This window comes from Staphylococcus sp. GDY8P120P, from assembly GCF_017892065.1.
Taxonomy (GTDB): domain Bacteria; phylum Bacillota; class Bacilli; order Staphylococcales; family Staphylococcaceae; genus Staphylococcus; species Staphylococcus nepalensis.
The window spans coordinates 44,570-57,717 of sequence record NZ_JAESKI010000009.1; the positions used below are offsets into that span (position 1 = coordinate 44,570).

12 protein-coding genes are annotated in these 13,148 nt (G+C 32.7%); 6 read left to right on the plus strand and 6 right to left on the minus strand.

Features of this window, described 5'->3' with window-relative positions; genetic code table 11:
• Window positions 1-13: 13 nt before the first annotated feature.
• Window positions 14-850, minus strand: a complete 837-nt coding sequence (gene nadE / locus KA900_RS08150; RefSeq protein WP_096808886.1) for an ammonia-dependent NAD(+) synthetase — start codon at window positions 848-850, stop codon at window positions 14-16.
• Entirely contained in the window at window positions 843-2,312 is a 1,470-nt protein-coding gene (locus tag KA900_RS08155) for a nicotinate phosphoribosyltransferase (protein WP_115342073.1), read from the minus strand. The genes nadE and KA900_RS08155 overlap by 8 nt, the downstream gene beginning before the upstream one ends.
• Before the next feature lie 245 nt (window positions 2,313-2,557).
• On the opposite strand from KA900_RS08155, the gene KA900_RS08160 reads away from it, so the two are divergent.
• Together KA900_RS08160 and KA900_RS08165 are read left to right on the plus strand one after the other, a co-directional pair.
• Window positions 2,558-3,625, plus strand: coding sequence for a nitric oxide synthase oxygenase (locus KA900_RS08160; protein ID WP_103372602.1), 1,068 nt, complete (start codon window positions 2,558-2,560; stop codon window positions 3,623-3,625).
• 41 nt (window positions 3,626-3,666) lie between these two features.
• Complete coding sequence (locus tag KA900_RS08165; protein WP_115342072.1) at window positions 3,667-4,476, plus strand: prephenate dehydratase; 810 nt, start codon at window positions 3,667-3,669, stop codon at window positions 4,474-4,476.
• 206 nt (window positions 4,477-4,682) lie between these two features.
• Here KA900_RS08165 and KA900_RS08170 read toward each other — a convergent pair whose 3' ends face one another.
• Window positions 4,683-6,242 (minus strand): SLC13 family permease, encoded by a 1,560-nt coding sequence (locus KA900_RS08170; RefSeq protein ID WP_096808882.1) that lies wholly within the window; start codon window positions 6,240-6,242, stop codon window positions 4,683-4,685.
• 130 nt (window positions 6,243-6,372) lie between these two features.
• Window positions 6,373-7,461 carry a glycosyl hydrolase family 28-related protein gene (locus KA900_RS08175; protein WP_210139427.1) on the minus strand — a complete coding sequence of 363 codons (1,089 nt, stop codon included), beginning with the start codon at window positions 7,459-7,461 and terminating at the stop codon, window positions 6,373-6,375.
• Window positions 7,462-7,599: 138 nt separating this feature from the next.
• Between KA900_RS08175 and KA900_RS08180 the strand changes: the two genes are divergently transcribed.
• From KA900_RS08180 to KA900_RS08190, 3 genes are all read left to right on the plus strand, one after another.
• Window positions 7,600-8,151, plus strand: a complete 552-nt coding sequence (locus KA900_RS08180) for a cysteine hydrolase family protein (protein ID WP_096808880.1) — start codon at window positions 7,600-7,602, stop codon at window positions 8,149-8,151.
• Window positions 8,152-8,205: 54 nt separating this feature from the next.
• Window positions 8,206-9,132 carry a manganese-dependent inorganic pyrophosphatase gene (locus tag KA900_RS08185; RefSeq protein WP_096808879.1) on the plus strand — a complete coding sequence of 309 codons (927 nt, stop codon included), beginning with the start codon at window positions 8,206-8,208 and terminating at the stop codon, window positions 9,130-9,132.
• Window positions 9,133-9,280: 148 nt separating this feature from the next.
• Window positions 9,281-10,660, plus strand: coding sequence for an aldehyde dehydrogenase (locus KA900_RS08190; protein WP_115342071.1), 1,380 nt, complete (start codon window positions 9,281-9,283; stop codon window positions 10,658-10,660).
• Between the two features lie 57 nt (window positions 10,661-10,717).
• Here KA900_RS08190 and pglS read toward each other — a convergent pair whose 3' ends face one another.
• A complete protein-coding gene (gene pglS, locus KA900_RS08195; protein ID WP_107644471.1) occupies window positions 10,718-11,755 on the minus strand; it encodes a 6-phosphogluconolactonase in 1,038 nt (345 codons plus the stop codon).
• A gap of 349 nt (window positions 11,756-12,104) precedes the next feature.
• Here pglS and KA900_RS08200 point away from each other — a divergent pair, with 349 nt between their 5' ends.
• Window positions 12,105-12,548, plus strand: a complete 444-nt coding sequence (locus tag KA900_RS08200) for a YolD-like family protein (protein WP_210139428.1) — start codon at window positions 12,105-12,107, stop codon at window positions 12,546-12,548.
• Between the two features lie 337 nt (window positions 12,549-12,885).
• On the opposite strand, the gene KA900_RS08205 is transcribed toward KA900_RS08200, so the two are convergent.
• On the minus strand, window positions 12,886-13,056 hold the full coding sequence (locus KA900_RS08205) for a hypothetical protein (protein WP_017723456.1): 171 nt from the start codon (window positions 13,054-13,056) through the stop codon (window positions 12,886-12,888).
• Between the last annotated feature and the right edge of the window lie 92 nt (window positions 13,057-13,148).

Genomic DNA, 13,148 nt, shown 5'->3' on the forward strand with positions numbered 1-13,148 from the left:
TTTGTCACTAAAATTATTCGAAATTTGTTTGGTTTTTTGGCCATGTATATCTTGTATATGCTAATTCTCTTTTATGTGCATTTTTAATATAATGACTTTCGATGATTGATTTAGCTTCGCTTGGAACAGGCTTTCCTTCCAAATAGTCATCAATATGATTATAACTAACACCTAATGCATCTTCATCTGGCACTTGTGGTTTATTTTCTTCTAAATCAGCAGTTGGTACTTTTTCATATAGATGTGAGGGAGCGCCCAAATATGCGAGTATTTGACGGCCTTGACGCTTATTCAAACCAAACAGAGGCGCTATATCTGCTGCCCCATCACCGTATTTAGTAAAGAAGCCTGTTAAATTTTCAGCTGAATGGTCAGTACCTACTACAATACCTTGTGTATTGGAAGCAATTGAAAATTGTACTTTCATACGTTCACGCGCTTTTTCGTTTCCCTTTTGAAAATCTGTTAATATAATGTCTGCATTTTTTAACGATTGAACACTTTGATCCACTGCAGGTTTAATATTCACAGTGAATATTTCATCAGGCTGTATAAATTCCAAAGCATCTTCCACTTCGTCCGCGTCACTTTGTTCGCCATAGGGCAATTTGACCGCAATAAATCGACAATCGATATCTTTCTCTTTTAATTCATTAACTGCAATTTGGCACAATTTACCAGCTAAAGTTGAATCTTGTCCGCCTGATATACCTAACACCAAGGATGTGATAAAAGAGTGAGATTGAACGTAGTTTTTTACAAACTGAATGATTTGACGTGTTTCTATCTTGCTATCAATTGTAGGCTTCACTTTCATTTCTCTAACAATAATATCTTGAATTTCACTCATTTTCTTCCTCCATCTCCTTAACCTGTTCTGCCACTTCAAATATACGTTTATGTTTATTTTCCCAACATTCAGTACTTAAATCAACTGGATACTCTTGTGGGTTAAGGTGACGTTTATTTTCATCCCATAAGTAAGATAGGCTTTCCGTTAAATAAGCTTGTGCTTCTTTTTCACTTGGTAAATCGTATACTAATTTACCATCTTTGAAAATATCATGGTGTAATGCTTTTGCTATAAAAGATTTTATAAATTTCATCTTATAAGTGTGAACAGGATGGAATAATTTAAGTGACGACTCGTTATAAGGATCTTCATGAGCCAGTGTAATATAATCGCCTTCAGCTTTATTTGTCTTTTTATTAATAATACGATATACATTTTTCTTACCAGGTGTAGTTACTTTTTCTGCGTTATTAGATAATTTTATACGGTCTACATATGATCCAGAACTATCCTCAACTGCTACCAACTTATAAACAGCGCCTAAAGCAGGTTGATCATAACCTGTGATTAGTTTTGTCCCTACTCCCCATGAATCAACCTTTGCACCTTGAGATTTTAAACTCGTAATTGTCTGCTCATCTAGATCATTCGAAGCGATAATTTTAGCATCAGGGAAACCAGCTTCGTCTAGCATACGACGTGCTTCTTTCGATAAATATGCTATGTCTCCGGAGTCCAAACGAATGCCGACAAAATTAATTTTATCACCTAATTCTTTAGCAACTTTAATTGCTGTTGGCACACCTGATTTTAACGTATGGTAAGTATCAACTAAAAATACACAATCTTTGTGACGTTCTGCATATTTTTTAAACGCTATATATTCATCTCCATAAGTTTGAACCATGGCGTGTGCGTGTGTCCCTGAGACTGGAATACCAAATAGTTTTCCGGCACGTACATTACTTGTTGAATTGAATCCTCCAATATATGCAGCTCTTGCGCCCCATAAAGCTGCATCTGCTTCTTGTGCACGTCTTGTCCCAAATTCCATCAAATTGTCATTGGGCGCTACTTGTTTAATTCTACTAGCTTTTGTAGTGATGAGCGTGTGAAAATTTACAATATTTAATAACATTGTTTCGATTAATTGCGCTTGGATTAAAGGCGCTTCAACTCTTAATAAAGGTTCATTACCGAAACACAACTCGCCTTCTTGCATAGAACGAATATTACCAGTAAATTTTAAATCTTTTAAATATCCCAAAAAATCTTCTTGATAACCAATGGATTTCAAATATTCAATATCTGAATTTGAAAAATGAAATTTTTCGATATAATCAATAACACGTTTTAACCCATTAAAAACCGCGTAACCACTATTAAATGGCATACTTCTAAAATATAAATCAAATATAGCATAACGTTCGTGAATGCCATCATTCCAATAACTTTCTGCCATATTTATTTGATATAAATCATTGTGTAATACAAATGTATCATCTTCAAATTGGTACACCGCTATCTCTCCAATCGGCTTTTTCATTAGTTTAACACAAAATAATAATCGTTTATATCTGAAACAAATATATATGTGTATATAAATACAACGTTTTTGTAGGGGTATTTACATTTATAAATCATTAGTTATTCATAATGATAGTTTTTACATTTTTTCAAATAGTAGCGACAAAATAGTGACAATTATTTTAGTAAGGATTAAAAATATACAAAATACCGTATAATATGTTATGAGGTGTTTATATGTTAAACGAAGCTAAATCTTTTGTTAAAACGATGTATAGAGAACTAAATTATAATGAAGATAGTATATCAAAACGCATTTATCAAATTGAGAAACAAATTAATGCCACAGGCACGTATGAACATACAAATGAAGAACTTATTTATGGTGCTAAAATGGCTTGGAGAAATTCCAATCGTTGTATTGGCCGTGCTTTTTGGGACGCTTTAACAGTAAATGATGCAAGGCACATCCAAACTGAAAATGAATTTATTGACACAATTGAAAGCCATATTCAAATTGCTACAAATAAAGGTAAAATAAAGCCATATATTACAATTTTTTCATCTCATCATCCACCCCAAATTTTTAATAATCAACTTATAAGATATGCTGGATATGAAGATGTTGGCGATCCAGCTGAAAGGAAAGTTACACAATTAGCGGAATATCTAGGATGGGAGAGCAAACATACTCATTTTGATATTTTACCATTAATTTATCAAATGCCTGGAGACAAATTAAAGTTTCATAATTATAATCCTGAGTTAATTAAAGAAGTACCTATCACTCATGAGCAGTTTCCAAAATTAAAAGAACTTGGTTTAAAATGGTATGCAGTCCCTATCATATCTAGTATGGACTTGAAAATTGGGGGTGTGACATATCCGACTGCCCCATTTAATGGTTGGTATATGGTAAATGAAATTGCCGTGCGTAACTTTACGGATTCATATCGATATAATTTATTAGAAACTATTGCAGAAGCATTTGAATTTGATACACTAAAGAATAATTCTTTCAATAAAGACAGAACATTAGTCGAATTGAATTATGCAGTATATCATTCATTTAAAAACGAAGGTGTTTCAATGGTTGATCATTTAACTGCGTCAAAACAATTTGAAAGATTTGAAAAAAATGAACAAAAACATGGAAGAATAGTTACTGGTAAATGGTCTTGGTTGGCGCCCCCATTATCTCCTACACTTGTATCTAATTATCATCATGGATATAAAAATGAGATAAGAGATCCTAACTTCTTTTACAAAAAACAATCATCTACTACAGGCTGTCCCTTCCATTAACACTTTAAAATTACACATATCTTAATAAGGGGTAACGTCAAATGAAATTATATTATTTAGGACCAAAAGGTACTTTTTCATATTTAGCTGCACAAAAATATAAATCTGATTCAGAAATTGAATATGTTTCAAAATCAAATTTATATGAAGTGGTTGCTTCTGTATCAGAAGATGATAATAGTATCGCTGTAGTACCAATAGAAAACTCAATTGAAGGCACTATAAACATTGTTGCTGACGCCTTAACACAACAAAATATTTATGCTCAAGGAGAAATTCATTTAGATATTCAATTTGCTTTATATGGATTAGAAAATGCTACAGTAAACGATATTTCTAAAGTGTATTCCATAGGACCTGCAATTAGTCAAACTAGCAAATATATTCAACAACACGATTTCACATATGATTATGTAGATAGCACAATACAGAGTTTAGAAAAAATCACTAATCATGTTGGCGCTATAGCGCCTTTAGGTAGCGGAGAGACTTACGGTTTTCAACCTATTGAACAAAATATTCAAGATTTTCCTCATAATGTCACGCGTTTCTTAGTAGTCAGCAATCAACCACAACATTTAGATAACGCCAGTGATACCATGCTATTAATCACACCACAATATGATAAACCAGGTTTGTTGGCGAGTATTTTAAACACGTTTGTCCTTTTCAATATCAACTTATCTTGGATTGAATCCAGACCTTTAAAAACACAATTAGGTATGTACCACTTTTTTGTACAAGCAGATACTGGATTAACTGAAGATTTATCAAAAGTGATCAAAATCTTAAATACATTAGACTTTCAAGTCACTGTGATTGGATCATTTAATAAATTAGGGCACACTTAATACAAAATAGCTCCTATAAAGGAAGACCGAGACACAAAAACGGTGCCTTAGGCATGTACACCTACTTTTTAAATTAGTAGCACTTATACATCATTTTTAGCTTATGTAATTCTCTTAAACTAAAATACTTTTGCATAAAAAAAGAGACCCCACTGGGTCTCTTTTTGTTAGGTTAGCGTAACACCGTTATTTTATAAAAATGCGATTTATTTTAATGGTAATGGTTTGGTTACATCTATACCTAATACTGGAGGCACTAAGAAATAAACAACTAACACGATAATAACAATACTTAATATGTTGACCCAAAAACCAACTGATGCCATTTTTTTAATACTGATTTTTCCAGTACCGAAGACAATTGCGTTTGGCGGTGTTCCAACTGGCAGCATGTACGCACAGTTAGCTGCCATCGCTGCTGGGACCATCAGTAATAGTGGATGCACATTTACAGCGACAGACAATGTAGCAAGTATTGGTAAAATCATAGTTGCAGTCGCAGTATTGGAAGTAATTTCTGTTAAAAACAGCACAAATATTGTAATCACAAGCACTATAATTAACGGGCTCACACCTTCGATTAGCTTTAATTGCTCGCCTAACCATTTCGCTAAGCCACTTTCAGAAATACCCTTAGCAAGTGCTAAACCACCGCCAAAGAGAATTAACACGCCCCACGGCAAATCCTTAGCAACATTCCAATCAATAATTCGGGTATGTTGTTCTTTATTTTTAGCAGGTATCAAAAATAACAAAACAGCAATAAACATTGCAATCGTACCGTCCGCTACTTCTGAAGTAAGCGACCAATTTTTCAATAAAAACTCTCTGCTGATCCATAATAAGCTGGCTAAAATAAAAACAGCTTGAACTACTTTTTCTTCATATTTCATTTTACCTAATTCATCTAGTTTTTTTCTAATTAAATTTTGACCGCCTGGTAATTCTTTCATATCATGTTTGAAAGCGACATAGCGCAAATATAGCCACACTAAAACAAGTAATATAATAACGGTTGGCACACCAATTATCATCCATTTAGCAAAACTGATTTCTTCACCAAAAGCTGATTGATATTGCCCTTTTAAAATAATGAGTGGCGGTGTCCCAATAAGTGTACCTAAACCACCTATCGTACCCGCATAACCAATAGCTAACACCATAGATTGTTCGAATTTACTAATGCTCGTGGCATTCATTTGTTCACCTTTTAACTCATTAGCCTCTTTAATAATTGCCAAGCCAATTGGAATCATAATCATAACCGCTGCTGTATTTGAAACAAACATAGATAAAAAGCCCGTTGCAATCATAAATCCTAACAATATTTTCCCTGTGCTTGTGCCTAAAATACTAATAATTGTTAAAGCTACACGTGTATGTAAATTCCATCTTTCCATAGCGATTGCTAAAATAAATCCACCTAAGAATAAGAATATAATATCGTTGCCATATTGAGCAGATACTTCTTCTGGACTGAGCACATGACCAACAGGTAATAAAACGAGTGGCAATAAACTAGTTGCTGCTATCGGTATTGCTTCAGTAATCCACCAAATAGCAATCCAAATTGTAATAGCAAGCACGAAAACACCTTTATTTGATAAATTTTCAGGCTGAAAAATCAATAATGTTAAAATAAATAGTAGCGGTCCTAAAATTAAACCTACAAATTGCCCTGCATTATACGGTTTCTTTTCTTTGTCTTTAGAAAAGAAAGTTAAATACTGAGAACGCCTCATTTCCCCTTTGCTTTTATCACTCATAATGTTCCCCCTTATTTCAGATGTTTTCTGAATTTTCTTAAATTATCACTCTATAACATAATATAATTCTAATTAGATTTCAATATTATATATTAATGTTTTAACTCAGAAATGTGAAACTAAGCGACGTTTAAATTGATTTCACATTCACTTTTTTAATTTTTATATTTCCTTGACTTAAAAGATGCAAGTTCTGTATATCTTTCAAATATAAGGTTTGAGAGCTATAACCAAAATCATTTTGAGCGATTAAAACACGATTGTGCTTTATATTATTGTAACTTTGGATACGAATTGCATCTTTAGCCATATAACCCAAAAATTGGTTACGATAAATATATAAATTCTTTCCTGCTTGCGTCGGCCTTACATTCCCTTTGAGATCTTGTGCATTTTTGCCATCTTTGACTGCTAAAAAACGTAAACCGCCCACGCAATTTTTAAATACATTATGATGCACAAATATATCTTTAGATTTTAAAGGTGTGAGCGCGTATTGGTTCATGCCTTCAAAACTATTAAATCGAATATGAATATTTTCGTAAAATTGATTATACCTGCTTGCATGAGAGCCAATCGCCCTGTTCCATGCATTCATATGAGGCGTTTTAGAACCTCCAAAATAGCAATTTTCAATCACTACATTTTTAGTTATTGTCCCATCAGTAGCGCCAAACTTAGGAAAAGCGCCTTTTACTTGGATATCTAGTTGTACCGCTTCAGAAAATGGGCGTGTACCATTATTATCATTAAATCCTAGGAATTGACATCTATTGATATATAAACCGTTGATTCCACATGCATCAAGTGCGTGACCCCCAACCACATCTTTAAATGTGACGTTTATGATTTGAATATCTTCTGCGTGCCCCATACACATTGCAGTATTGTTATACGGATATTGATACCCATTCATATCAAATGTACCTCCAGCAATATGTATATGCCCATTACCATCATATCCATAATAAGATTTTAACCAGTTTCCATTTTTCAATAATGTATCTTTACCTACTCTTTTTAATACCGCTTCATCATCCAGTATTAAGGTCGTGGAATCATATATTACCAGTGGTCTATGTATATGATACTCCCCTTTAGGGACATAGATTGTAGTATGTTTGTGTTTTTTAGCATATTTTAATGCTTTTTGCATTGCACGTGTATCTGCTCGTTTGTCCTTTCCTTTCAAACCAAATTGTTTAGCATTAATCCGCATTAATCCACCTTCCTTCTCAATTTCATACTCTATAATAAACTAATACAAAGTTTCTTAAACGCTTTATTTGCATCTTTATTGATTTACCTACTTAAGATATAATGGCTGTAATCTAAAATTTTGGGAGTGTTACATAATATGAAAAATAGCGCACTTATCATTGTCGACTATTCAAATGATTTTGTGGCTGATAATGGTAAATTAACTTGTGGCCTTCCTGGTCAACAAATTGAAAATTATATTATCGAAAGAATTGAAGCTTATAACAATAAACAAGCTAATATTTTTTTCCTTATGGATTTACATTATGAAGAAAATACGTATCATCCAGAAAACAAACTTTTCCCTCCTCATAATATAATAGATACTACAGGAAGAGAACTTTATGGCAAAGTAAATGATATTTATCAAAATATCCTGTTTAACGATCATGTACATTATTTAGATAAAACACGTTATGATTCTTTTTGTGGTACGCCATTAGATATTATGTTACGCGAAAGAAACATTACACATTTAGAAATTGTCGGTGTGTGTACCGACATTTGCGTACTCCATACTGCTATTACTGCATATAATTTAGGATATTCTATTTCAATCTCTCATAAAGGCGTGGCGTCGTTTAATCCAACGGGCCATCAATGGGCTTTAGACCACTTTAAAAATTCTCTAGGTGCTGAAGTAGAATAACAATACAAAATCATGATAAAATATAACTAAATATAAAATAAGGAGAATTTAAACATGGCAAAAACTTATATTTTCGGGCATAAAAATCCAGATACAGATGCAATTTCATCAGCGATTATTATGGCAGACTTTGAACAACAAACAGGAAATGCAGAGGCAACACCTTTTCGATTAGGTGAAATAGGTCCTGAAACACAATACGCATTAGATCAGTTTAAAGTTTCAACGCCAGCATTATTAAGCGATGACTTAAATGATCAAAACGTCATTTTAGTGGACCATAATGAATTCCAACAAAGTGCTGATACAATCGATAAAGCATCAATCAAACATGTAGTCGACCACCACAGAATTTCTAACTTTGAAACTGCAGCACCTTTATACTACCGTGCTGAGCCAGTAGGTTGTACTGCAACAATTTTATACAAAATGTATAAAGAACGTGGATTTGAAATCAAACCAGAAATCGCTGGTTTAATGATTTCTGCTATTATTTCAGACAGCTTATTATTTAAGTCTCCTACTTGCACACAAGAAGATATTGAAGCTGCGGAAGCATTAAAATCAATTGCTAATGTTGATTTAGAAGCGTATGGTTTAGAGATGTTAAAAGCTGGAGCCTCTACAACTGATAAAACTGCAACTGAACTATTAAATATGGACGCAAAATCATTTAACATGGGTGACTATATTACACGTATTGGACAAGTTAACACTGTAGACATTAACGAAGTATTTGAACGCCAAGAAGAATTAGAAAAAGAAATGTTAGAAGTTAGTACAAATGAAAAGTATGATCTTTTTGTATTACTTGTAACTGATATAATCAATAGTGACTCTAAAATTCTAGTTGTTGGTGCAGAGAAAGATAAAGTAGGTTCTGCGTTTAATGTTCAACTTGAAAACAATACCGCTTTCCTTCCAGGTGTTGTATCACGTAAAAAACAAGTTGTACCACAAATCACGGAAGCTTTGAGTTAGTTCAACACAATAATTTTAAATAACTATGTTAAATTGAAAACTTAAATATTTTACTAAACAGCAAAACTGGGACATAATTGTTATGTTCCAGTTTTTTATCAACTATTTTGAGCTATCTAAATCGCCAATATACTAGGAGGAATAATATTTGAATTTAATAGAACAAACTTTCCACAATAGTAAACAATATTTTAATACTCATGAGACTAAATCTCTTAAATTTAGAAAAAAACAACTTAAACAGTTAAGCAAAAGTATTAAAAACTATGAAAATGAATTACTTGAAGCTTTTCAAAAAGATTTAGGTAAAAACAAAGTAGAAACATATGCAACAGAAATTGGTTATACATTAAAAAGTATTAAATTAGCTCGTAAAGAACTTAAAAATTGGTCAAAAACCAAACAAGTAAATACGCCATTATATATGTTTCCTACTAAAAGCTATATTATGAAGGAACCTTATGGCACAGTCTTAATTATCGGTCCTTTCAACTACCCTTTCCAATTGCTCATAGAACCATTAATTGGTGCTATTGCAGCTGGTAATACTGTTATACTCAAACCTTCTGAATACACACCAAACGTATCAGAAATAATAGAGAAAATAATTACAGATGCATTTGCCCCTGAGTATATTAGTATTATTCAGGGAAACGCTGAAACTACACAATCTTTACTTCAATTACCTTTTGACTATATTTTCTTTACTGGTAGTGAACAAGTTGGCCACATTGTTTATAAGGCAGCAAGTGAACATTTAACACCTGTTACTTTAGAACTCGGCGGAAAATCCCCGGCCATCATTGACGAAAGTGCTAATATCAAAGTGGCAAGTGAACGTATTAGCTTTGGTAAATTTACGAATGCAGGCCAAACTTGTGTTGCACCGGATTACTTACTTGTAAATCGTAAGGTCAAAAATGAGCTCATTAGCGCGTTAACAAAAACAATCACTGAATTTTATGGAGAAAATATACAGGAAAGCCCAGATTATGGCCGTATTGTAAACGAGAAGCATTTTAACCGTTTAAGTGAATTGTTAAATATCCATAAACCTGAAATAAGTTTTGGCGGTCAAACAGATGCTGATGAAAATTATATTGCACCTACTATTTTAGACGGCATTACCATCAATTCAAAAATTATGGATGATGAAATTTTCGGTCCATTATTGCCAATTATAACTTATGACGATTTTAACGAAGCTATTGATTTAATACGCACTAAACCTAAACCGCTCAGTCTTTATTTATTTAGCGAAGATGAAAACAGTTCAGAACGTGTCTTAAACGAACTATCCTTTGGTGGAGGCGCAATAAACGATACTTTAATGCATTTAGCAAACCCAAACTTACCATTTGGTGGTGTTGGTGCTTCTGGTATAGGAAAATATCACGGTAAGTATACTTTCGATACATTTAGCCATGATAAATCATATATTTTTAAATCTACACGGCTTGAATCAAGCTTACTTTTCCCACCTTATAAAGGGAAATTCAAGTATATTAAAGCCTTTTTCAATAAATAATATTAAAATATAAAAGTCCGAAAACTAAAATTTAGCTTTCGGACTTTTATATTTTTATTATTGTAAAAACTGAACACAAACACCTTCTGGTGCAGTGTATTGACCATCAGATTTTTCTAATTTTCCAGTCACTTTATCTCGTTTAAATACAGTTAGCTCATAACCATCTTCTTGGTGTGCACAAACTAAGAAATCATCTGTCTCAGTAATATTAAAATCGCGGGGAAATGCTCCTCCACTACCCACTATGTCTACTAAGGAAATTGTGGCTCCGTTATCTCCTATTTTAAAAATTGCGATACTGTCATGTCCTCTATTACTAATATATAGGAAGTTTTGATCATGAGATAATCTTACCGCAGCTAACTTTGTAGCACCTTCAAAATTTTCAGGAATCGTTGCATGGCGTTCAATTTCCGAAAATTCACCATTCTTGTACTGCATAACACTTACAACATTAGATAATTCATGAACTACATAAGCAATTTCACCATTTTCATGAAATGTAATATGTCTTGGTCCATCACCTGGTTCAAAGTCAAATACGGCATATTCGCTATAACCTTCTTCACCAAATTCATATGTTATAAGCTTATCAGTACCTAAATCCATTGCTACAACATACTGTTCATCTGGTGTGGTATCTAAATAATGAACATGAGGTTGCTCTTGTCTTTCTAGAGGACCTGTAGGATAATCATGTGCTAATTCTTGGATTAAACGAACCACTTCACCCGTAATTGGATTTGCTTCATAGATACGAGCAAGCCCTGCACCATAAACCGCTTCAAAAACATATTTACCATCTGGCGATACTGAAACATAACATCCGCTACCTTTTGTGGAAGCTAAACATTTATTGATAAGACTGAGTTTGCCATCTTCTCCTATTTTAAGACTTGCAATGCCACAATCTTCCCCTTCTCGTGTTACAGCATATAAAAAAGCGTCATGTTGATTTACATATGTCGACGCTTCTAATTCATAACCCGTTTCCACTTCAGTAATCGTCCCCGTTTGTTCATCTAATTCAAAGCGGTAGACGCCCTTACCTTCTTTTTTTGTATATGAACCAATATATCCTATTGTTGTCATGTAAACCCCTCCATATTATGATACTTTCATTTTAATAAATATTACGAATAAAAGACAATATAATGTTTTTTATTGATAAACATACATATACATCGTTTAAATAATGTTTCTTCATAAAAACTCACCTTGCTTATTAAACCAAATGCTTATGTCATCCTATCATTTTCCATGATACATTTTAAACATTTCTTTAACCGTCTCCATTAGTTGAAAAACATTGTCATACTTATGATACCACTTTCAATGAAAATTTAACTATTACCTACTTTTGACAATAGATTTATAAATTTTTGAAAAATAACTTGCACAAACACGAACAAATGTTCTATTATGATATTGAGGTGATTTGATGCATTCAGATAAATACAATAATAAAGAAACAGATTACAGAAAAATTCCAAGAGAAAAACTAAACCCTAATATTCCACAAGGGCGTGGTATGGTTAAATGGGCCCCGTTCGCTACATTACCTGAGCAATTTGAAGCTATACAACAGCATATCGTAGATCAAAATAAAATTGACCGCCCTATTTTATCAGACGATCAATTAAATGAACTCAATAGTCAATTACACTATGCTTTACATAAAAATACACTTATCCACATAGAATATTACCAAGATGGTTGGTTAGAACATACCATCCTGAAAATTAAAAATATAGATATGGTTCATATGACGTTAAAAGGTCATGCATGTCATAATAACGAAATCGTTAAATTGTCTTTATTTGATATCATGCAAATCTCGCACGACACTAGGCATTACTTTACTTCACATAGATTGAACCTATAAATTGCTTAATTCCTTCAATCAGATAAGCATTAACAACTTCGTTGAACGTTTTGAATATGTAGACATTCATACTGTATATGGAAGTCAGAAAGGAAACTATGTTGTCTTTTTAATTTTTTCTTCCTTAAGTAAAGAAGTTTAGGAAAAATCATACAAGAACTAGAGCGTTTGCATAATAACTGTCGGCCTTCATAAGCAGTAACCTCTTTAAAGATTAAAAGATTTATGCAGTGACATTTAATACCAGTCATCTAACATTTGTATCATACATAGCCTTGATTGTTTATCAGTATTTCAGACAAAAAAATAGAACACTCTAGGGTGTTCTATTAGTAAATTAATTATTTGATTCAATATCTGAAACAATTTCTTTTGTTTTACTTTCGATATCTTCAAAATCTTTTTTGAAAATATAAGCAAATACTACAGCACCGATGCCTGCTGCTAATGATACAGTAAGGATTGTACCAAATACAAATTTAAATAAACCTTTAATAAAATTCCACATTCTGTTTCACCTCAATAATTTATTAACATGTCTAATATTTATGATAGCACATTTAACTACATCAATAAATATATACCCATTTCCAAATATAC